This window comes from uncultured Duncaniella sp. (assembly GCF_910578445.1).
Lineage (GTDB): Bacteria > Bacteroidota > Bacteroidia > Bacteroidales > Muribaculaceae > Duncaniella.
The window spans coordinates 1-22,755 of record NZ_CAJTQC010000033.1; the positions used below are offsets into that span (position 1 = coordinate 1).

The window sequence follows — 22,755 nt, forward strand, 5'->3', positions numbered from 1 at the left end:
CCCGCAAGCTCCTCGACGTCTCCAAGGCCACACGACTCGGCTGGACAGCATCAACATCACTCGCCGAAGGCATACGCCTCGCATACGACGACTTCCTCTCAAACCCAATGCGCGCCGAGCGATAACCTCCCCCTCAACCACCAACTAACAGATAATACAGATTATAACTCGTCTCATCCAATCTCTACTATTCGGGAGCGGATGGGACGAGTTTTTTATACCCGACCCACACCTTTTCCACCTTATTATATAATAGGAATTATCAAATCGCCTACCTTAGATTTGCAGCGACAAACGAGGATTAAATAGAAAACGCTCCTTTGTAATGAAGTTAAACCTTTAAAGGATATGAATATCGGAGTCATCCCTCACAGACCGGAACTCATTATGGATGCAGTGTTGACCATTCTTTCAAAATTTACTACTTTTGCATCTATTTAACAGACAACCATACCAGACAGCAATCATATGGCTAAACCCGAATATATTCAGAAAAACAAAACATGGCTTGAGGCCAAATCACATGAGGAAGGAGTGCGTCCGCTCGACAAGGGGATATTCTATAAGGTAATCAAACGAGGACGCACCGACGGCCCGACACCAAACCGCAGCAGTGTGGTTGTCGCCCACTATACCGGCAAAACAATCAACGGCAAGACTTTTGACAGCAGCCGTGGAGGTGTCGCTCCGGCTTTCCGTCTCCGCGAACTAATCCCCGGATGGATAATTGCACTCCAACAGATGCACATCGGAGATAAATGGGAAATCTACATCCCGGCCGAACAGGCATACGGCAAATTCAACCAACCCGGCATCCCCGGCGGATCGACCTTGATTTTCGAAATCGAACTTCTCGGCATCTCATAATCAGAACCTGCACCATACCACGACCACATATCATCCGCAAAAGAAATGCCACAAGACAACGCCTCAGAACTTTTCCCACTCGTCGACGAAACCGGAAAGACAATCGGATCGGCCACACGCGGCCAATGCCATGACGGAAGCAAACTTCTTCATCCCGTGGTCCATCTCCACGTCTTTAATAGCGAAGGATGCCTGTATCTCCAAAAACGTCCCGATTGGAAAGACATCCAACCGGGGAAATGGGACACAGCTGTCGGCGGACACATTGATTTCGGCGAGGAGACCGAAGCGGCACTCCGTCGCGAAGCCTGCGAGGAGCTTGGCATCACAGACTTCAACCCTGAATTTCTGACAAGCTACATTTTCGAATCCTCACGCGAACGCGAACTGGTCAACGCATTCAAAACAATCGTCGACACAATCCCTGTCCCGTCCGACGAACTTGACGGCGGACGCTTCTGGACTAAAGAAGAAATCATTGCCAACATCGGTAAAAATATCTTCACCCCGAACTTCGAAAGCGAATATCAACGCCTTTTCTGCCCCAAAAGTCCGGACGATGTAGACCGCTGACCACCATAGCCGACAAATAAGAGACGATTATATCTAATAACAATTTCAAAGCCCAATTAACGAAATTTTTCAGCAATGATGACTACGGCTGTAAAATTTTTCTTATCTTTGTGCCAGACAATTCTAATTATATTATTAATTAAACCTCTTAACTAAAAATGACAAGTTATAAGGAATTAGGCCTCGTAAACACCAAAGAAATGTTTGCCAAGGCTATCAAGGGTGGTTATGCGATTCCCGCTTTCAACTTCAACAACATGGAGCAGCTTCAGGCAATCATCAAAGCTGCAGCCGAGGAAAAATCACCCGTGATCCTTCAGGTTTCTAAAGGTGCACGCAACTATGCCAACCCCCTTCTTCTCCGCTACATGGCTCAGGGTGCTGTAGAATATGCCAAGAGCCTTGGCTGGGAAAATCCGCAGATTGTGCTTCACCTCGACCACGGTGACAGCTTCGAACTCTGCAAGGACTGCATCGAACACGGCTTCTCGTCTGTCATGATTGACGGTTCACACCTCCCCTACGAAGAAAATGTTGCTCTCACAAAGAAAGTATGCGACTACGCTCACCAGTATGACGTGACTGTCGAAGGAGAGCTCGGCGTACTCGCCGGTGTTGAAGACGAAGTTTCTTCCGACCACCACACCTACACCGACCCTGAAGAAGTTATCGACTTCGCTACCCGCACAGGTGTTGACTCACTCGCAATCTCAATCGGCACATCACACGGAGCTTACAAGTTCAAGCCCGAACAGTGTACTCGCGACGCCAACGGCCGTCTCGTGCCTCCCCCACTGGCATTCAACGTACTCGATGCCGTTATGGAAAAACTCCCCGAATTCCCCATCGTGCTCCACGGATCAAGCTCTGTTCCTCAGGAATACGTTGAAGAAATCAACGAATACGGCGGCAAACTTCCCGACGCAATCGGTATCCCCGAAGAAGAACTCCGCAAGGCTGCAAAGAGCGCCGTTTGCAAGATCAACATCGACTCTGACAGCCGTCTCGCAATGACAGCTGCTGTCCGCAAAGTGCTTGCTACCAAACCCGCAGAGTTCGACCCCCGCAAATATCTCGGCCCGGCACGCGACGAAATGGAAAAGCTCTACAAGCACAAGATCGTTGCCGTCCTCGGCTCAAACGGCAAGGCTGAATAATCAGTCTTCTGCTGAATATCACACGAACAAATCGCCCGGCATTACCGACAATGCCGGGCGATTTTACTAAGAAGCAGTTTCAACTCCATTGCCAATCTTTACTTGAATAGCCAATCCTGTCAACTATAAAATATGCGATATAATGCGTAGACTGATTTTACTTCTTCCGACATTTCTCATATCATTGAGTATGTATGCGCAAACCGGCACACTCGAAGTCGGATATACATACATGCATCCGGTTCAGACAATGAAGAGAGCCGAACCGAATGTGACCAACAGATATATCCTACATACCGACGGCCACAAATCAAAATTCTATTCGCCCAACACAGAATATATCGATTCAATCGAATCAACCCCCGAAGGATTCGAGATATTCAACACACTTAAAATGGAACTATGGCAAAAAGGAGAACAGGATAAAATACCGAGAGTTGACGGCTCATTTTACGTGACAAAATTTTTATCGAGCAACGAACTTCATACCTACGATATAGCCAACGGCACGAAATTCCATGTAAAGGAATCCTTACCAGAACCCCTATGGACGATAGGCGACTCCTGCCGGACAATCCTCGGATATGAATGCACCTTGGCTTCAGCCGAGTTACACGGAAGAAAATGGACAGTGTGGTTCGCCCCGGAACTTCCTGTCAACGACGGCCCGTGGAAACTCAGGGGACTTCCGGGATTAATTCTCGAGGCCAACTGCGAAGGTGGACAATACAGCTTTATCGCCAGCGAAATCCGACACTCGCATCGTCCTGTGACGGATGTCTACGGGCGCGATAAATGTGAACAAATCGGGCGCAAGGATTTCTGGAATCTACGAAGATCATGCCTCGACAATCCCTCGCGCAATATCGGGTCACAGGCAGGGACAAACATAGTTGTCTATAAAAACGTTACCTATCAAAAGTATCTGCCGGCAGATATTGTCGACTATATCGAAACCGACTATCGTTAAGCTACGCTCTTAATGATTTTTAGGCAGCTATATTCGAAGCTTGTCAGCATTTTTCATTAATTTCGCGTTATAGAATATAACAAACTATCTATACTACCATTATGCAACGAATGTCATGGGACAGGCTCATCAACGACAAGCGGTTCGGGCTTGAACACTACCACGATCCAAAACGAGGATCGAGGAGCGACTTTCAGCGCGACTTCGACCGGCTCGTCTTCTCGTCCCCTTTCCGCAGACTACAGAATAAAACTCAGGTGTTCCCGCTTCCGGGAAGCATCTTTGTGCACAACCGCCTGACCCACAGCATCGAAGTTGCATGTGTCGGACGCTCGATGGCTGCTGAGATTGCCTCGGAACTGCGCAAGAAATATGCCGACGAACCTTGGGTCGGCAAACTCGACTCTATCGGAGAGATTGTCGCTGCCGCATGTCTCGCCCATGACCTCGGCAACCCGCCGTTCGGTCATTCAGGCGAAAAGGCCATAGCCACCTACTTCAGCGAAGGCGAAGGCAGAGAGCTTGAAAGCGAACTCACTCCGCGCCAGTGGAGCGATCTCACACATTTCGAAGGCAACGCCAACGCATTCCGCTTGCTGACCCACCGCTTCAACGGCCGTCGGCCGGGAGGTTTTGCCATGACCTACTCCACCCTTGCATCGATTGTCAAATACCCCTTCGACTCATCGCTTGCAGGCAGCCACGGTAAATTCGGTTTTTTCACATCCGAACAGGCCGATTTCACGAAAGTGGCCGACGAGCTGGGGATGCTTCCTCTAAAAGAACACGAGGGACAGCTGCGCTACGCACGCCATCCGCTTGTCTACATTGTCGAGGCTGCCGACGACATATGCTATGAAATCATGGACATAGAGGACGCACATAAACTGAAAATTCTCTCTACCGAACAGGTAATCCCCCTATTCCTTGGATATTTCGATGATGCACGCCGGGCACATATCGAACGCATAATGGCAGGAGTCGACGACCCGAACGAAAAAATCGCTTATCTCCGCTCCTGTATAATAGGCACACTTGTCAACCGATGCGCCGAAGCATTCATCGCCCATGAAGAGGAAATAATGCACGGTGAATTCCGCGGATCGCTCCTCGACCACATATCTCCGCTCGAACGTCAAGGCTACCGCGACTGCGAAGCATTGTCGTGGAAAAAAATATATTGCTCCGGCGATGTGGTCGACATCGAACTGGCCGGAACACGCATCATCTCGTTCCTTATCCACGAACTCGTAAAAGCCGTCAGGAATCCCGAACTCAACTACTCGCGCCTGTTGCTTGCAAAAGTACCGCAGCAATATGAAATAGACTCTCCGACACTCTACGGCAAAATCCAGGCCGTGCTCGACCACATCTCGGGCATGACCGATGTCTATGCTCTCGATCTCTACCGAAGCCTGAGCGCCATGAGCCTGAAAATCAACAACTAACCCCACATAATCTGCATATTCCACTCCCAGCATGAAATATCTCAATTCACGCCTGACACTCCTGCTTGTCATCTTCTTCATGACAGTGCTTCCCCTCGCGGCGATAACGGTCGACGAAGTGCCAAACGTCCATGTGGCCGACCGCACACAATATGTCTCAAACCCATCCGGCATACTCTCTCGCGCAGCCGTGAGCCATCTGAACTCCAAAATCGGCGCTCTGTGGGCAAACACCTCCGCGGAACTCGTGGTAGTAGCCGTGGATCAGGTCGATTCGTCAATGACACCCGAAGAATTCGCGACAAAACTGTTTGAGAAATGGAAAATCGGCAAAAAGGACAAAGACAACGGCGTACTCGTCCTGCTATCGCGCGATGACCACGCGGCAATCATCCGCACAGGCTACGGAGTCGAAGGCGCTCTTCCCGACATCGTCGCCGGACGCATAATCCGTAATCAAATGTTCCCGCTCTACCGCGAAGGAAAGTTCGACGAAGGAACTGTCGCAGGTGTGACCACCATAATTGATGCCCTGAGCGACCCGTCGGTTGCCGAAGAGCTTAAATCAAAATATGCCAACGACTCACGTCGAAACACGGATGATGACATTTCAGGAGCTGAGCTATTCAATCTCTATCTCGGTTTTGCGGTAGCAATCGGCGCAGGCCTTCTGCTGCTCGTCTTCTATTCCATTTATTCGACAAAAAAGCTTGACGACGTGCAGCGCTACCGCGCTCTTGACCAATACCGCACCCTGACGCTTTTCGGATCATTCCTCACACTTGGAATCGGCCTCCCAGCCTACCTTATACTAATAACCAAAATGAAACGTGTCAGACGCCACAAACGCAATTGCACCCATTGCGGAACACAAATGGAACTCATCGACGAGGAACATGACAACGACTATCTGACACCGGCACAGGACACCGAAGAGCGCATCAACTCAATCGACTACGACGTGTGGCATTGTCCGAAATGCCACCAGACCGAAGTGCTACCCTATATAAACCGCACCACCAACTATACTCAATGCGAGCGCTGCGGGGCTCGTGCCATGTCAATGGTCGACCGCCGGACATTACGTCAGCCCACCGTCAACACAGAAGGTGAAGGAGTAGACATATATATATGTAAGAATTGCGGCAACCAGCACAACAAGCGTTTCCGCATTCCCAAGAAGCCTGACCCGGCTGCGGCAGTTGCCGCCGGTGCGATTCTCGGCAGCGCATTGGGCGGACGAGGCGGTGGCGGAGGAGGATTCTCCGGCGGTTCATTCGGAGGCGGCATGACGGGAGGCGGCGGAGCCGGTGGACGATGGTAGACGGATTCATTACGACGCTCGCCGACTTTCTCTGCGGCTATCCGCTTTTCATACTCCTCATCGGAGGCGGATTCTTCCTGTTTTTCTATTCAGGAATGGTCTCACTGCGCAAGCTTCCCGCAGCCTTCCACGAACTGCGCAGCAAACAGTCGCGCGACTCCGGTTCGCAGATATCCTCCGTACAGGCGCTTGCATCAGTGGTAGCCGCCACCGTTGGCATGGGCAACATTGCAGGAGTGGCCATCGCTCTGGTGATGGGAGGACCGGGAGCAATCTTCTGGATGTGGGTCAGCGCCCTTGTCGGGATGTCGACCAAATTTCACGAGGGAGTGCTGACCACACGCCACAAGCTCACTCTTGCCGATGGCCGCAGCGCAGGTGGGACTATGTATATCATTGACCGCGGACTCGGCCCTCAATGGCACTGGCTTGCCATAACATTTGCAATAGCCGGGATGCTCGGAACTCTTTGCATCATGAACGCCAACCAGCTCACAGAGGCAATGGTCAGCGCATTCACAACACCTGAATGGCTACAGGGCAACTCGGTTGTCGCCGGTCTGTCGTCGGCCATCGGCTTGAGTCACGAAAGCGCCTTCCGGCTTCTCATCGGACTCGGAATCGCCGTTACGGTCACAATCGTGGTCATCGGAGGCATCAGGCGAATAGCCCGCGTGGCCCAATGGCTCGTCCCATTCATGGTCGGACTCTACTTCATCCTTGTACTCTACATAATAATAACAAACATCACAGAAGTCCCTGCGGTATTCAAAAGCATCTTCACCGAAGCCTTCAATCTGCGTGCCAGCTGGGGCGCACTCGCCGGAATAGCCATCATCGGCGCGCGACGCGCCGCCCTCGTCAACGATGCCGGAGTCGGAACGGCAACAATCATGCACGGAGCTTCAGCCAACACTTCTCCCGTGCGTGAAGGACTAATCGCAATGCTCGGACCGAGCATCGATTCCGGTCTTGTATGCACACTAACTGCAATCGCCCTGCTTCTGTGCGGCGATATAGGGACTGTCGAAGGTGTCAAGGGACTTGACGTGGCCATGAAAGCATTCGGCAACGCTATCCCGATGGGCGAATTTATGCTGATGGTCATCGTGTTGTGTTTCTCACTCTCATCAATGTTCAGCTACAGTTTCTATGGCAACCGTTGCGCAGCCTATCTTTTCGGTGAACGCAAAGCGAGATTCTACACTTGGTTCTTCATCGCCACTTTAGTAGTGTTTGCCGTCATGCCACTCGGTGTCGCCATCGGCTTCTGCGATCTATTCTATGCGCTAATGGCCTTCCCCACCATGCTCACAATCCTGCTTCTTCGCAAAGAAGTCCGCGAGGAAGTCGAGAAATTCGACTCCACAAAATAAAAATATCGCAAGCAGAAGTAATCCTGTTTCCATCACGTCGATAAAAAAATCTCCCATCCCGAAAACGATTCGGGATGGGAGACATCAGTTATTTAAGAAGATATTGTATTCGGAATTGATTAGCCGTTAACCTTCTTCATGTGAGCGATAAGATCGAGCACCTTGTTAGAGTAGCCGATTTCGTTGTCATACCAAGAAACGACCTTAACGAAGGTAGGAGTAAGCTGGATACCAGCCTTAGCGTCGAAGATAGAAGTGAGGGGGCAACCGAGGAAGTCGCTTGAAACGACTGCATCTTCAGTGTAGCCGAGGATACCCTTGAGTTCGCCTTCAGCAGCTTCCTTCATGGCAGCGCAGATTTCTTCGTAAGAAGTCGGCTTAGCAAGGTTTACAGTGAGGTCAACTACAGATACGTCGAGGGTGGGGACACGCATTGACATACCGGTAAGCTTACCGTTGAGTTCGGGGATAACTTTACCTACAGCCTTAGCAGCACCGGTAGAAGAAGGGATGATGTTGCCTGAAGCTGCACGGCCACCGCGCCAGTCCTTCATAGAGGGACCGTCAACAGTCTTCTGAGTTGCAGTTGTAGAGTGAACTGTAGTCATGAGACCTTCAACAACGCCAAACTTGTCATTGAGCACCTTAGTGATAGGAGCGAGACAGTTAGTGGTGCAAGAAGCGTTAGAAACGAACTGAGTTCCCTTCACGTAGCTGTCCTGGTTTACACCGCAAACGAACATGGGGGTGTCGTCCTTGGAAGGAGCAGACATAACTACATACTTAGCACCGGCTTCGATGTGAGCCTGAGCTTTTTCCTTTGTGAGGAAGAGACCTGTTGACTCAACAACGTATTCAGCACCTACAGCACCCCAGCCAATTTCAGCGGGATTCTTGCATGCGGTCACGCGGATGGGCTTGCCGTTTACGATAAGGAGGCTCTTTTCGAGATCATAATCAACTGTTCCGTCGAAACGACCGTGCATGGTGTCATACTTAAGCATGTAAGCCATGTAGTCAACGGGAAGAAGGTCGTTGATTGCTACTACCTCGATATCATCGCGCTTGGTTGAAGCACGGAACACGAACCGACCGATACGGCCAAATCCATTAATACCTATTTTTGTCATAATTGTATAAAAAATTGGGTTGTTAAATCTAAAATTCCTATTGAAAATATTGAAATCATGAGGGAGGGATTCCGGAGAGCAGGACGCATGCCACGCGCCCTCGTCGCCACCCTGTCAAAAGCGCTACAAAGGTAGCACTTTTTTTTGGATTTCAATTGTTATACATCGAAATAAAATTGGCGTTTTTTACTCGATTTTGTATAAAAAAGCTAAATAAAGCGCACCGATAATAGTAATACGTCATTTTTCTCTATTTTTGTGTCATATAAACAATTCATACCACATGATGGTTTTATGTGTATATGAATTTTTCTCACGCTTAATACATTTATTTATATTCATTCACAATCTTCAAACTACACAGCATGTCTTTCATCAAAGAATTCAAAGAGTTTGCAATGCGCGGCAATGTCATCGACATGGCTGTCGGCGTTGTCATCGGTGCTGCTTTCGGCAAAATTATTTCATCGCTCGTCGATGACATAATCATGCCTCTTGTCGGAGTTGCCACAGGCGGCATAAATTTCACTGACTACAAGTGGGTCATACAGCAGGCTGTGGTAGACGGAGCGACAAAGGAAGTCCTCAAACCCGAGGTCACACTTAACTGGGGCACATGGATTCAGACAGTGGTCGATTTCCTCATTGTCGCTTTCTGCATATTCGTCGCCATAAAAGCCATTAACCAGTTGAAACGTAAAGAAAAAGCAGCTCCCGAACCCGAGGCCGTCCCCGAACCGACAAAAGAAGAAGTGCTCCTCACCGAAATCCGCGACATCCTCAAAAATAAGGAGTCGAAATAAGCTACGATACATCATGCCTGAACTTAAGAGTGCCGTTTCCCGGCACTCTTAAGTCCATGTCTCTGCCAGTCCTAAAGCCACCTGCCTGCCCCACGGCAGCTACATCACTACCAACACCTTAACAAAAAGCCATTCAAAACAACCATGAAAACATTCCGAATCATTCTCGGCACGCTAATGGCCGCATGGGCAATCGGCATCAATGCCGATTCGAAGACAAGCACCGTCATCGACGGCATTGAAATTGACAAAGACCTTACGAAACTTAAATTCAACGGAAACACTGTCACATTATCATTCAGCGACAATTCATCAATCGAGGCCGACATGAAATTCGTGTCTATAAAAATTAGACATGCAACTTCAGCCATCGACGACGTTATCGCCGATCCCCAAAAACCTTCCGGCATCTATAATCTCAAAGGCCAATATTTAGGGACCAACCCCAAAAATCTTAGTGCAGGCTTCTACATTGTCAACGGTCAAAAAGTCTATGTCAAATGATAAACATCAGAAATAAAGCAATCCTCCGGATAGCCGTAGCTACCACCATCCTATCCACTCTCTGCGCACATGGACAGAATCCGGCCGACCATTCCGTCAGAATGAATCCGTCTGTAAATCAGATAATGCTTCAGACGGCGACAGGCGAAGTGAAACATTACAACACCGACGAACTTTCGGAAGTAAATATCGACAATAAGAACGGAACTGTCAGCGTGATACCGAAATCCGGCGACTGGAACGACGAATACTGTCAAAACGTAACTTCAATAGGCTTTTCAAAAACGCCCGAAAGCGGAGAGTGCGCCGAGATTGTCAACGGAGGGGTCAACATAACCGAAGCCAAAGGATGGCTTGAATCCGCTTATATCAAATGGGACATCATGGATGGAGCATCAAGCTACCGTATATATATAAAAGGTGGGAAGTATGCGGACTACACTCCGACCGACCGAGAGCTGTCAAGAAACTATGGCACATATGGACGCGCCGATATCGTAGGGCTTACTGCCGGAACATATTCGATAAAGGTAGTCCCTGTGGTCAACGGAGTTGAAGACGACTCATCGGCGAGCGAGGCAAAATCAATGACCGTCAGGAGTCATAACCGCAAAGGTTTCGCCCATCACAACTTCAGCGGCGTAGGTGCTTATGATGACAACGGAGAGCTGAAAGATGACGCACGTGTCATATATGTGACAGCAGAAACAGCTAAAACCGTACAATGCGAGGTGTTGCAGAGCGCCAAGGAGACAGCAGGCAAAGGCACTGTTTTCACAGGACTTCAACAAATCATCAAAGGCTACCAGAAAGGATTTGAAAAAAGGCCACTCGCAATCCGCATCATAGGCACAATAAAAGCCAATGACATGGACTCATTCCTGAGTTCTTCGGAGGGACTTCAGGTAAAAGGCAAAAACGGATATGCGCCTATGAACATAACAATCGAGGGCATAGGCGAGGATGCCGCAATCCACGGATTCGGAATACTGGTCCGCAACAGCTCAAGCATAGAGATGAGGAATTTCGGAATATACTGGTTCATGGATGACGGAATATCACTTGACACGGACAACAGCCACATCTGGATTCATCACCTCGACATTTTCTACGGGCAGCCCGGCAAGGACAAGGACCAGATAAAAGGCGACGGTTCAGTAGATGTCAAAGGCGACTCAAAGTATATCACATTCGCAAATATCCACTTCTTTGACAGCGGAAAGATGTCGCTTTGCGGTATGAAGAGCGAGACCGGCCCAAACTACATCGACTACCACAGCAACTGGTTTGACCACTCCGACTCGCGCCATCCACGCATACGCACAATGACCGTGCATGTGTGGAACAATTACTACGACGGCATAGCGAAATACGGAGTCGGAGTCACGAGCGGAGGAAGCGCTTTTGTCGAACGCAATTTTTTCCGGGCCACAAAACATCCCATGCTGATTTCAAAACAGGGCACTGATGCCAAAGGCAGCGGCACTTTCTCAAACGAACCGGGAGGAATCATAAAGAGTTTCGGGAATGTCTATGCCGATAATGAGACCAACGGGTATATGCCTGTGACCCAAAACATGAGTACAACCGATTTTGACTGTTACGAGGCATCGACACGCGACGAGACCATACCTGAAACATATACCGCAAAAGCCGGAGGCTCTGTATATGATAATTTTGACACGAACCCAACGCTAATATACGACTATTCTCCTCTTGAAGCAACCGATGTGCCTGCCTATGTCACAGGATATTTCGGTGCGGGCCGTCTGAACAAGGGTGATTTCAAATGGAGTTTCGACAATCTCTCGGAAGATTCTAATTATAACCTTATAGTCCCGCTACAGACAGCTGTGAAAAACTATAGCTCAACACTCATTGGAATATTCGAGTAATCCGCCCTCCCCACCGGCTACGGAGTAAATTATATAAAAGACAGAACAGACAGAAGGCTTCGGCAATTGCAGAATAAAAAACCTTCTGTCTGTTCTGTCTTTTATATGCCATCCGGCCATATGCCGGACGGTCAGTCGTATGATTCAGTCATTGAATCAATATGCAAACATCGGATAGGGCTGCATGGTCGCATTGACCTTGGCACGCACCGCAGCGATGTTTTCAGCGCTTTCGGGATTGCGGAGCACTGTGTCAATCATCTCGGCGATTTCGAGCATGAGAGGCTCTTTAGCGCCACGTGTGGTGATGGCCGGAGTTCCGAGGCGGATACCCGAAGTCTGGAACGGGCTGCGTGAATCAAACGGAACCATATTCTTGTTGGCAGTGATGTCGGCCATCACGAGAGCCTTCTCGGCCACCTTGCCTGTAAGTTCGGGGAACTTGGTGCGCAGATCGACGAGGATACAGTGGTTGTCCGTACCACCCGAAACGATGTTGTAGCCCATATCGACAAGAGCCTGAGCAAGCACGGCTGCATTCTTCTGCACCTGAAGCTGATATTCACGGAATTCGGGCTGCAGAGCTTCGCCGAATGCGACAGCCTTGGCGGCGATAACATGTTCGAGCGGACCACCTTGCACACCAGGGAACACGGCTGAATCAAGCAGCTGAGACATCATTTTGACAACACCCTTCGGCGTGGTCTTGCCCCACGGATTCTCGAAATCCTCACCCATCATGATGACACCACCGCGCGGACCACGAAGTGTCTTGTGAGTGGTTGTGGTAACGATGTGGGCATATTTGACGGGGTTATCAAGAAGACCTGCGGCAATGAGACCCGCGGGATGAGCCATGTCAACCATGAATATCGCACCGATTTCATCGGCGAGACGGCGCATGCGTGCATAGTCCCATTCGCGGCTATAGGCGCTCGCACCACCGATGATCAGGCGTGGACGCTCGCGACGTGCCACTTCCTCCATCTGCTCATAGTCCACGCGACCGGTCTCGCGGTCAACGTTGTATTCAAGCGCATTGAACATCAGACCTGAGAAGTTGACAGGGCTGCCGTGTGAAAGGTGACCGCCGTGGCTGAGGTTGAGTCCGAGGAATTTGTCGCCCGGATTGAGACAGGCCATGAACACCGCCATATTGGCCTGCGCGCCTGAATGGGGCTGCACATTTGCCCATTTTGCGCCGAACAGTTCTTTCAGACGCTCGATGGCGATGTTTTCAGCCTCGTCAACAACCTCGCAACCGCCATAGTAACGGTGACCGGGATAGCCTTCGGCATATTTGTTTGTGAGACACGAACCCATAGCGCGCATCACCTGCTCGCTGACGAAGTTTTCGGAAGCGATGAGTTCGATTCCCTTTTTCTGGCGCTGATGCTCGCGCTCAATAATGTCGAAGATAACGTTGTCTTCTTTCATACCTTATAAATATTATACGTGTGATGAGTTTCTTTGTTTTTTGGCGAGATTTTGAGGTCTACGCCTTTATTTTTTCTTGACGCTCCAGCCGAACCGACCGATTTCTTCTCCCTGCTTGAAATAATGCCCGTGGGAATAGTTGATCAGACCGGCCGCTCCGAGGTCAAACGCCCCGGTCTCAGGATCAATCAGAGATTCCTCGGCAAGCACATTGACCACGTCGGCTATGAACATGTCATGGCTGCCGAGACGCACGATTTCCTTCACCCGGCATTCGATACACATGGGTGATTCGGCTATGTAGGGAGCGGAGACTTTCACGCCCTTAACAGGGGTCAGCCCGGTTTCTTTCCATTTGTCGTAGTCACGACCGGAACGGACTCCGGCCCAATCCGTCGCACGCGCCATCGCTTCGGTGGTCAGGTTGATGGTAAATTCCATCTTTTCCTTAATCAGCGGATAGGAAAAACGTTCGGGACGCACCGAAATGTAACACATCGGAGGATTGGTACACACAGTCCCGACCCATGCCACAGTGAATATGTTGCTGTGATTCTCGTCACCACAGCTCACGAGGACCGCGGGCAGCGGATAGATCATCGTCCCCGGCTTCCATGCTACCTTCATAGTCAGATAATCTTTGCGTCGATACTGCGCACGGCCTGCGAACAGTAGTGACAGCTTATGGTGACATCCTCGCGGTCGATGACATGGAAACGCGTGCGCATCGGCTCGTTGTTGGTGATACACTTGGGATTACCGCACTTGACGATGCCTACAATCGTATCGGGAAGCGTCACCGGGAACTTTTCGACTACTTCATAGTCACGGATAATGTTGACCACGGCCGACGGTGCGATGAGGGCTATACGGTTGAGAGTCGATTCGGGGAAAAAGACGTCGGCGACCTTGATGATGCCCTTTTTGCCGAGCTTTTTGCTGTCAAGATTGTTGCCGATGGTGACAGCGCCACCGAGATTCTCGATGCCGAGAATCTTGACAGCCTTGAAGAGAGAGGCCGACGGTATATGGTCAATCACAGTGCCGTCACGCAGGGCGGCCACAGCGAGTTCTTGTTTTGAGACAGTCATACTCCGTAAGTGGATTAGTTGTTGTAGGTTGAATATTTAAGGAGATAAGTGACGTTGTTCATGCGTCGATGCCGAGCGCACGGCAGATGATTGCCTGACGGGCATAGAGGCCGTTGCGGGCCTGCTCGAAATAATAGGCATGCGGATTGTCGTCGACATCCTGTGCAATCTCGTTGACTCTCGGCAGCGGATGGAGGATACGCATATTCTCACGTGCGTCGCCGAGCATAGAGTTGTTGAGGTTATACAGGTCCTTGACACGTTCATACTCCATGATGTCGGCAAAACGTTCGCGCTGGACTCGCGTCATGTAGATGATATCGCTGCTGTTGATGACTTCAGGCGAAAAATCGGTGTGCTCAGTGTAGCGGATTCCGTTTTCGTCACAGAAAGTCTTGTATTCCACCGGCATTCCAAGCTCCTTGCAGGCAACAAAACGGAATGTAGGGTTGAAATGACGCATAGCCATTATGAGCGAATGGACAGTGCGGCCATATTTCAGATCACCGACAAGCGTGATGGTGAGATTCTCAAGAGTTCCCTGAGTCTTGTAGATGGAATAGAGATCGAGCATTGTCTGCGATGGATGCTGGTTAGCGCCGTCGCCGGCATTGATGATAGGGACATCGGTCACTTCAGAGGCATAGCGGGCCGCCCCTTCAAGATAGTGACGCATGACTATGAGGTCAACATAGTTGCTCACCATCTTTATTGTGTCCTTCAGAGTCTCGCCCTTCGACGAGCTGGTGGTGTTGGCATCGGAAAATCCGATGATACGACCTCCGAGACGGTTGACTGCGGTCTCGAAACTCAGACGCGTGCGGGTTGATGGTTCGAAAAACAGAGTTGCGACCACGCGCCCTTCAAGCAGACGGCGGTTGGGATTTTCCTCAAAACGACGGGCCATGTCGAGGAGCGAAAGAATCTCGTCGCGCCCTATGTCGCTTATTGATACAAGACTATTGGTGTTCATTGCAGTGAAATGTTGAAATGCTTGATGAGTTCACTGCAAATTTACTCACTTTTCAGCAAAAAACACTCACTTCTGTTAAAAATTCTGATTGCGACCCTCCTTTATCCGGCCTCCGCCGCCATCACGGACCTCATTCCTCCTGACTGAGCTGACTGCGCATCTCGCGGAGAATAGAATTGGACCGATAGTTGATAATCAGACCTATCACCGCGCCGATGACCGCCCCCGCCAAACAGCCGTAGAGATAATAGTCGCCAAACAAATCGGTGATTGTGAAACACATGTAGAACGCCAGCGGTATCCCGAGAGCCATGCCTATGGCCCTCAGCTTGATGCGCTCGCTCTCAAGCCGGCCTACAGTAAGGACGGCATCGCGCACGCTCATCTCCGAAAAATTCAGGTTGCGTATCTTACGGTAGTTCCGAAGATGGCACACACCCATAAACACAAAAAAGCAGTCGGCAAGTATCGCCAAAGTCGGGGCATCATGATAATAAGGCATCATCATCAGGAGGCCCATGAAACACAACAGCGAGAGATTACGGCTTATAAGCCCCAATCGGTCGCGAAGTGTCGAAACCCTCCCCTGCTCCATCCGCGACAGGAGTTCGCGGGTGTCGTCATGTCGGTAATCGGGAGGAATGTTTATGGAATTCCAGCTATTTTTGATATCGTTTATGTCCATAATGTCGGTAGTGTTTCTTCGATGGTTGTATATTTCTGAATCTATAAATATATTTATGTGTCACTCGTCGCTGTTGCCATTGTCAACAAGCCGCTGCTTGATGCGCCTGAGACGTGTAGCCACATTGTTGCGTGTGAATCCCGTCACCTCGGCTATTTCATCGTAGCTGCGTTCGTCAAGCCACATAAGGATTATCGCTTTGTCGATTTTCGACAACTGAGATATAAGTCTGTACATCTCGCGAAGCTGTTCTGTCCGCCGCCCGTCGTCGGCCATTAGTTCCGCCGCCATGTCAAGCGATGTCATTTCCGACGAATGACGGTTGTGGCGGCGGAAGAAAGTCACACACGTATTGAGAGCTGTCCTGTAAAGCCATGTCGACACGGCCGAATCGCCGCGAAACGAGCCCAGACCCTCCCAGATGTTGGCGAGCACTTCCTGATAGAGATCCTGAAAATGATCGCGGTCGGTGGCATACATATAGCATACTTTATACAGGAGCTGACGGTTGTCGTTGACAATCGCCATGAATCGTGATTCCCGTTCAGTTAATGCCATATCTTTTATTCGAATTTACCGGTCTGTGTTGACGTTCTTATTCCGTTAGACGCGATTGACCGAAAAAAGTTTCATGCCGTGTGAAACTTTTTCTATAAATTTGCGTCTAACGAGATAACAAACACCAGTTAATTATCACACAACACAGACTACAATGGATATACTCCAAGTTGAAAACGTCAGCAAATCCTATTCCTCCCATCTTGCGCTCGACAATGTATCGCTCAACGTGCCTGAAGGAAAGGTCTATGGACTGTTAGGCCCTAACGGCGCAGGAAAGACAACGCTGATACGAATTATCAATCATATCACCGCCCCCGACAACGGACAGGTGCTGTTCAACGGCCACCGGCTCACGCAGGCTGATGTCGAACACATCGGCTATCTTCCCGAAGAGCGCGGACTCTACAAAAAAATGAAGGTCGGCGAGCAGGCCGTATTTTTCGCACGCCTCAAAGGTCTGTCAAAACAGGATGCTGTCAGAGAGCTGAGACGGTGGTTCGAAAAATTCGACATACTGTCGTGGTGGGACAAAAAAGTCGAAGAGCTGTCAAAAGGAATGGCCCAGAAAGTGCAGTTCATCATCACTGTGCTCCACCGTCCGCAACTCCTGATTTTCGACGAACCTTTTTCCGGTTTCGACCCCATCAACGCGACACTCCTGAAAGAAGAGATTCTCAAGCTCAAAGATGAAGGCTCAACCGTGATTTTCTCGACCCACAACATGTCGTCGGTCGAAGAAATCTGCGACAACATCACCCTCATCAACAAAAGCCGCAACATCCTCAGCGGAAACGTAGAGGAAATACGCCGGCAGTATTTCGGAAACCGCTACGACCTCACTTTCACCGGCGACCCGCGCAGCCTCATGGAGCGCCTGCAGCCTGTCGCAAGCGAATTTGCCATCCTCGACCCCGATGCGCAGGGCCGTCCGCGCCTCAACTTCCATCTCAACGATGACGCGACGCTCCGCGATGCCATTTCGATTGCCAATGACAGTGTCGTCCTTGCAGGCATCAACGAAAGCATCGCATCGATGAACGACATATTCATCCGCGCCGTCAAGGAAGACGGCAGAACCAATAGCTGAAAAGCCGCCTAACGCATAAAAAAAATCAAATCCCCATGTCAAAAATAGGTATAGTAATCGAGCGCGAATACATGGAGCGCGTCAAGAAAAAAAGCTTCATCTTCACCACAATCCTAATGCCGGTGCTGATGTTGATTCTCATGGCTCTTCCGGCCTTAATCATGAATTATGTCGACTCATCGGACACTACCGTGGCGGTGATTGACAATAGCGGTATAATCCTCCCACAGCTCAAGGATTCCGAATCGCTCAGTTTCCGCCCGGCGACAGATGCGACGGTCGACTCCGCACTCACCCGCGAAGGCATTGACGCTGTGCTCGTCATCCCCGACAACATCCTTACCGGCAACCGCAACGGTCTCAAGTATTACACCAACGGTCCTTCGTCGGTCGGCACGGAATCAGGAATTGTCAATCAGATCAACAACATCATCGAGACCGAACGGCTCAAAGGCTACAACATAGCCAACCTTGACGATATACTCGAAAGCGTCAAGAGCAATGTAAGCCTTACGACCGTCCGCGCCGACAAAGACAGCGAAGAGAGCAACTCATCAATGTTCAGCTACGGTGTAGGCATCGGCATGACATTCGTCCTCTATATGTTCCTTCTCATCTATGGTCAGATGGTCATGACCTCAATCATCGAGGAGAAAGGCAACCGTGTGCTCGAAGTTGTCGTGTCGTCCGTCAAGCCCGCACAGCTCATGATGGGCAAGATTGTCGGTGTGGCACTCGTCGCAGTGACCCAGATGGTGATATGGGGCATTCTCCTCGCCCTCATGTCGGCCTACCTTCTCCCTGCACTTATGCCGGCCGATGCAATGGCCGACATAGCTGCCGTGCAGAGCGGCAACTTCGATAGCGTAAGTGATCCGTCGTCAATCGAGATACTACAGGCTGTCGGGATGCTCGGCGATGTAAGCCACATCCTCTCGCTGATTGCCCTGATGACCGTATTCCTCGTCTTCGGTTTTCTTCTCTACTCGTCGATTTTCGCTGCTGTCGGCTCGTCGGTCGACAATATTCAGGACGCAAGCCAGCTCACTTCGTTCGCAGTCTTCCCGATTATCTTCGGTCTTATATTCGCCACGGTAGCAGCCACCGATCCTATGGGAAGCATTGCATTCTGGATGTCGATGTTCCCGCTGACATCTCCGATGGTCATGGTCGCCCGCATCCCCTTCGGAATTCCGGCTTGGGAAATCGCACTTTCACTCGTATTGCTCGCAATCGGATTCATATCAATGGTATGGCTCGCAGGCAAAATTTACCGCGTCGGCATCTTCATGTATGGAAAGAAGCCTTCGATAAAGGAACTGATACGCTGGATAAACTACAAATAAATATCCCTACCGGACATCATCTCACATAATAGACTGTACACCAAAGGCCTGCACTGCTAATTTGCGGTGCAGGCCTTTGGTATAGAGTCAAGCCATTGAGACATATCCTCGACTACAGACGGAATTACATACCCTGAGGCGTTGCTTTTACATTTTTAAAAGGCCGTTAAAAAAATCTTGTTAATTTCAAGCCATGAGTTTTTCAGACAAAACAGCCTCTAAGCCCCATACAGCTGTTTTAACCATTGTTAAACAAACTGTTGTTTGATGTGTCACAAAACCAAGAGGCTTCCTGCAATATCCACACCTCAGCATGTCTCAATCCATTATCTTATCCCGTGACAACCGTAACGTCCTGCCACAAAGCCGTGCGAGATTGAACCGTCGCTATTGTGGTTTTGCAGGAAAATCGTTATTTTTGCGCTATTTATGTCACATGCGCGCGTGAATGATTAAACTTTTAATCATCTCACGTGTCTAAACTATAAGATAGCAGTTAATCGAATCTCTCACTTCTCTCTATATATCACACAATGAACTTTAAACGACTTACAATTTTTGTGGCAACCGCATTCGCAGCCGTAGGATTAATGTCAGCCCAGTCATATTTCGACGATGACATCTACTACAATGCATCAAAAGCCACTAAGCCTGCCAAGACGCAGACTAAGAATTCATCATCAAGCCGTAAAGCCGTCGTTGTCTACGACTATCCGGCAGCCGACACCTACACCGTCAACGGAACTCGCTCAATCAGCGTCGACGAATATAACCGCCGTGGCATCTTCGCGACAGACTCATTGAGCGCCGACACAACGGCTACCGACTTTGCCTATACACGACGAATCGAACAGTTCTATAACCCCGACATCGTAAATGCGTCGGGCGACAAGGAACTTGCCAATATCTATTATATGGAACCCGACGAGGTCAACATCTATGTCAACACCCCGTCAGGTTATTGGGGATATGACTACTTCTACCCCTACAACGCATGGAACACTCCCTACTGGGCAAGCAACTACTGGCGCTGGAACTCAAGCTGGTATTGGGGTTCATGGTATGACCCATACTGGTCTTGGAACTGGGGTTGGGGACCTTCGTGGAGCTGGGGACCTGCATGGGGACCGTCATGGGCTTGGGGACCCGCATGGGGACCTGCCTGGGGTCCATCGTGGGGCTGGGGGCCGTCATGGGGAAGCGGACGCCCTTACAATCCACGTCATCCGGGAGCATTCGGCCATCTGCCAAATGGCTCGGGAACTCCGGCCACAAGCGTACGTCCGGGTATCTCCAACCGTCATCGCGGTGGAGCTAACCGTGATTTTATCGTCAACAGACCTTCAACAGGTAATCGTCCCGGCGTTTCAACCAGACCCGGGACAAGCACCCGTCCCGGAATAAACTCCAATACGACTACTAATAACCGACGCCCGACAACGACGACACGACCATCAAACAATAACAACTATACACGACCGGATTACAATAATAACAACTCTAACTACAATCGTCCATCAACAACAAACGGTGGCCGATACAACGGCGGCAGCTATACCGGCGGTGGAAGCCGTGGAGGCTTCGGAGGCGGTGGTTCACGCACATCCGGCGGAGGCCGTGGCCGTCACTAATCAATCCATCTCATAGAGCACCGTACATTGTGTCACATGTTCGGGATGTACGGTGCTTATAATCTTTTTGTCTATTAAAAAACTCACAATTTTCAGCTTATGAACAAGAAAGTATTGGCAGGGGTGCTTGTAGCTCTCCCCGGAGCTATCATGGCACAGACAGCTATTGATGCCTACTCAATATCACAGAACGACCTCAGAGGATCGGCCCGCTTCATGTCGATGGGCGGTGCGTTCACTGCTCTTGGTGGCGACATCTCCACCCTCAACCAGAATCCCGGCGGTATCGGAGTCTATCGCAGCAGCGACCTTTCCGCGACTCTCGACATCACAATGCAATCGTCGAAATTCAGTGCCGTAGGTTTTTCAAACACCCAAAAATATACCAACGTCGGATGTAACAGCTTCGGCTACGTCGGCTCTGTCAACCTCGGTTCAAACTCTGCAATGCCGTTCTTCAACTGGGGCGCAAGCTATTCGCGACTCGCATCATTCGACCGGCGCTATAGCGGCAGCATGGGAGCTATCAAAACATCGCTTACCAACCTTATCGCCGATTTCACGAACGCCGATGAATGGACTCAGCAGGAACTCTACAGCAATGACTACAATATCTTCAACCCCTATCTTGATGGAGGCGCACCATGGTCGAGCATCCTCATGTATAGCGGCTACGGCATAAACCCAATCTCGCCCAATGCCAACTCATATACAGGCCTCTACGACTATAACCGCACTTCAGGATCGGCAGCTGTCAGCGTCGAGGAGAAAGGTCATGTTGACGAATACTCCATAAACTTTGGCGGAAACGTATCTGATGTCGTCTACTGGGGCATCGGATTCGGTATCACCGACATCGACTTCCGCTCGCGGACGTTCTACAGCGAGAGCTTCGACAATGCCAACGTCTCTGCTTCATCCGACGGTCAATCATACACCAACGGAACTGCCGACTATACACTCGGAAACTACAAACATATCTGGGGTAGCGGATTCAACTTCAAGGCCGGTCTCATCTTCAAGCCTATCAACGAATTCCGCCTCGGTATCGCCGTCCATACACCGACCTACTACAATCTTTCCTACGAAGGTAGCGGTTCAATGACCTATGCCTATCAGGCTGCAGCCTACGGACAGGGGCAGACCCTCAAAGGCACTGCCGTCACAGACGAAGGATATCTTGATGAATTTGACTGGAAGAGCCGCACCCCATGGCGTCTGATGGTCGGAGCAGCCGGAGTCATCGGCGGTCGCGCAATCATAAGCGCCGACTATGAATATCGTGCCTCCAACGACATTAAAGTGCAGGACTTCAACGGCAATGATTACGCAGACATTAATTCCGATGTAAAGACCTACTACAAAGCTCAAAACATCATGCGCCTCGGTCTCGAATACCGTCTGACACCTCAGTTCAGCCTTCGTGCCGGCTATGTCTACGAAACATCGCCTGTCACTACCGAAGCAATGGATGGATACCGCATCACTCCCAACGGACCTGCCGCCACCTATATATATACAAGCGGTCCGCATGATACCGAAACCCTGCCATCCTACACTTTCGACAAGACGACACAATATATTACCTGTGGTCTCGGCTATCGCTACAAGAATTTCTATGCTGACGCTGCCTATGTGCATCGTTCTCGCAAAAGTAAATTCAGCGCATTTACCGACTATAATGAAAATGCGACAGGCGACCTCATAATTGCCCCCACAGGAACTGTCAGCGACAACAACAATTCAATCGTCCTGACCGTCGGCTTCCGTTTCTAATCCCCATAGTCTCCGACAGTCAGAATCTCCCTCTGACTGTAAGAAACCATCTCTGACCCTCACACTGTCTCCCTCCTGACTGTCAGAAACCTCCTCCGACCATCGCTGTCTCCTTCCTGAC

General features: G+C 50.1%; 21 protein-coding genes and 1 pseudogene. 15 read left to right on the forward strand and 7 right to left on the reverse strand.

The features are described from left to right. The 8 genes and pseudogenes from QZ311_RS11015 to QZ311_RS11050 form a co-directional block, all read left to right on the forward strand. A pseudogene (locus QZ311_RS11015) lies at positions 1–125 on the forward strand (GDP-L-fucose synthase); the annotation flags it as partial. A gap of 343 nt (positions 126–468) precedes the next feature. Continuing rightward, entirely contained in the window at positions 469–867 is a 399-nt protein-coding gene (locus QZ311_RS11020; RefSeq protein WP_297067848.1) for an FKBP-type peptidyl-prolyl cis-trans isomerase, read from the forward strand. Positions 868–912: 45 nt separating this feature from the next. Continuing rightward, a complete protein-coding gene (locus QZ311_RS11025) occupies positions 913–1,440 on the forward strand; it encodes an NUDIX domain-containing protein (protein WP_297067851.1) in 528 nt (175 codons plus the stop codon). Between the two features lie 158 nt (positions 1,441–1,598). After that, positions 1,599–2,597 carry a class II fructose-bisphosphate aldolase gene (locus tag QZ311_RS11030; protein WP_297067854.1) on the forward strand — a complete coding sequence of 333 codons (999 nt, stop codon included), beginning with the start codon at positions 1,599–1,601 and terminating at the stop codon, positions 2,595–2,597. Positions 2,598–2,739: 142 nt separating this feature from the next. Next, entirely contained in the window at positions 2,740–3,567 is an 828-nt protein-coding gene (locus tag QZ311_RS11035) for a GLPGLI family protein (protein WP_297067856.1), read from the forward strand. 110 nt (positions 3,568–3,677) lie between these two features. Further along, the gene (gene dgt, locus QZ311_RS11040) at positions 3,678–5,015 is read left to right on the forward strand and encodes a dGTP triphosphohydrolase (protein ID WP_297067923.1); all 1,338 of its coding nucleotides are present in this window, start codon (positions 3,678–3,680) and stop codon (positions 5,013–5,015) included. Between the two features lie 31 nt (positions 5,016–5,046). Then, the gene (locus QZ311_RS11045) at positions 5,047–6,339 is read left to right on the forward strand and encodes a YgcG family protein (protein ID WP_297067859.1); all 1,293 of its coding nucleotides are present in this window, start codon (positions 5,047–5,049) and stop codon (positions 6,337–6,339) included. Then, entirely contained in the window at positions 6,333–7,715 is a 1,383-nt protein-coding gene (locus tag QZ311_RS11050) for an alanine/glycine:cation symporter family protein (protein ID WP_297067862.1), read from the forward strand. The genes QZ311_RS11045 and QZ311_RS11050 overlap by 7 nt, the downstream gene beginning before the upstream one ends. Before the next feature lie 119 nt (positions 7,716–7,834). Here the strand turns inward: QZ311_RS11050 and gap are convergent, their stop codons facing one another. After that, positions 7,835–8,845 (reverse strand): type I glyceraldehyde-3-phosphate dehydrogenase, encoded by a 1,011-nt coding sequence (gene gap, locus QZ311_RS11055; RefSeq protein ID WP_123613103.1) that lies wholly within the window; start codon positions 8,843–8,845, stop codon positions 7,835–7,837. A 365-nt stretch (positions 8,846–9,210) separates the two neighbouring features. Between gap and mscL the strand changes: the two genes are divergently transcribed. The 3 genes from mscL (at position 9,211) to QZ311_RS11070 (ending at position 12,047) form a co-directional block, all read left to right on the forward strand. Further along, positions 9,211–9,648, forward strand: a complete 438-nt coding sequence (mscL, locus tag QZ311_RS11060; protein WP_297067867.1) for a large-conductance mechanosensitive channel protein MscL — start codon at positions 9,211–9,213, stop codon at positions 9,646–9,648. Positions 9,649–9,792: 144 nt separating this feature from the next. Continuing rightward, the gene (locus QZ311_RS11065) at positions 9,793–10,152 is read left to right on the forward strand and encodes a hypothetical protein (RefSeq protein ID WP_297067869.1); all 360 of its coding nucleotides are present in this window, start codon (positions 9,793–9,795) and stop codon (positions 10,150–10,152) included. Beyond that, on the forward strand, positions 10,149–12,047 hold the full coding sequence (locus QZ311_RS11070) for a pectate lyase (RefSeq protein ID WP_297067872.1): 1,899 nt from the start codon (positions 10,149–10,151) through the stop codon (positions 12,045–12,047). Before QZ311_RS11065 ends, QZ311_RS11070 begins: the two co-directional genes overlap by 4 nt. Positions 12,048–12,203: 156 nt before the next feature. Here QZ311_RS11070 and glyA read toward each other — a convergent pair whose 3' ends face one another. From glyA to QZ311_RS11100, 6 genes are all read right to left on the reverse strand, one after another. Then, positions 12,204–13,484, reverse strand: a complete 1,281-nt coding sequence (gene glyA / locus QZ311_RS11075; protein ID WP_297067875.1) for a serine hydroxymethyltransferase — start codon at positions 13,482–13,484, stop codon at positions 12,204–12,206. 66 nt (positions 13,485–13,550) lie between these two features. Further along, positions 13,551–14,111 carry a flavin reductase family protein gene (locus tag QZ311_RS11080; RefSeq protein ID WP_297067878.1) on the reverse strand — a complete coding sequence of 187 codons (561 nt, stop codon included), beginning with the start codon at positions 14,109–14,111 and terminating at the stop codon, positions 13,551–13,553. A gap of 2 nt (positions 14,112–14,113) precedes the next feature. Further along, on the reverse strand, positions 14,114–14,575 hold the full coding sequence (pyrI, locus tag QZ311_RS11085) for an aspartate carbamoyltransferase regulatory subunit (RefSeq protein ID WP_297067881.1): 462 nt from the start codon (positions 14,573–14,575) through the stop codon (positions 14,114–14,116). 58 nt (positions 14,576–14,633) lie between these two features. Continuing rightward, complete coding sequence (gene pyrB / locus QZ311_RS11090; RefSeq protein WP_297067884.1) at positions 14,634–15,548, reverse strand: aspartate carbamoyltransferase; 915 nt, start codon at positions 15,546–15,548, stop codon at positions 14,634–14,636. Between the two features lie 130 nt (positions 15,549–15,678). Beyond that, entirely contained in the window at positions 15,679–16,233 is a 555-nt protein-coding gene (locus QZ311_RS11095) for a hypothetical protein (RefSeq protein ID WP_297067887.1), read from the reverse strand. Between the two features lie 60 nt (positions 16,234–16,293). After that, entirely contained in the window at positions 16,294–16,791 is a 498-nt protein-coding gene (locus tag QZ311_RS11100) for a sigma-70 family RNA polymerase sigma factor (protein WP_297067890.1), read from the reverse strand. Between the two features lie 154 nt (positions 16,792–16,945). Here QZ311_RS11100 and QZ311_RS11105 point away from each other — a divergent pair, with 154 nt between their 5' ends. From QZ311_RS11105 to QZ311_RS11120, 4 genes are all read left to right on the forward strand, one after another. Then, positions 16,946–17,881 (forward strand): ABC transporter ATP-binding protein, encoded by a 936-nt coding sequence (locus QZ311_RS11105; RefSeq protein WP_297067893.1) that lies wholly within the window; start codon positions 16,946–16,948, stop codon positions 17,879–17,881. A gap of 35 nt (positions 17,882–17,916) precedes the next feature. Then, positions 17,917–19,227 carry an ABC transporter permease gene (locus QZ311_RS11110; RefSeq protein ID WP_297067896.1) on the forward strand — a complete coding sequence of 437 codons (1,311 nt, stop codon included), beginning with the start codon at positions 17,917–17,919 and terminating at the stop codon, positions 19,225–19,227. Positions 19,228–19,760: 533 nt separating this feature from the next. Further along, positions 19,761–20,858 carry a hypothetical protein gene (locus tag QZ311_RS11115; RefSeq protein ID WP_297067898.1) on the forward strand — a complete coding sequence of 366 codons (1,098 nt, stop codon included), beginning with the start codon at positions 19,761–19,763 and terminating at the stop codon, positions 20,856–20,858. Between the two features lie 99 nt (positions 20,859–20,957). After that, on the forward strand, positions 20,958–22,634 hold the full coding sequence (locus QZ311_RS11120; RefSeq protein ID WP_297067902.1) for a hypothetical protein: 1,677 nt from the start codon (positions 20,958–20,960) through the stop codon (positions 22,632–22,634). The last annotated feature ends 121 nt before the right edge of the window (positions 22,635–22,755 follow it).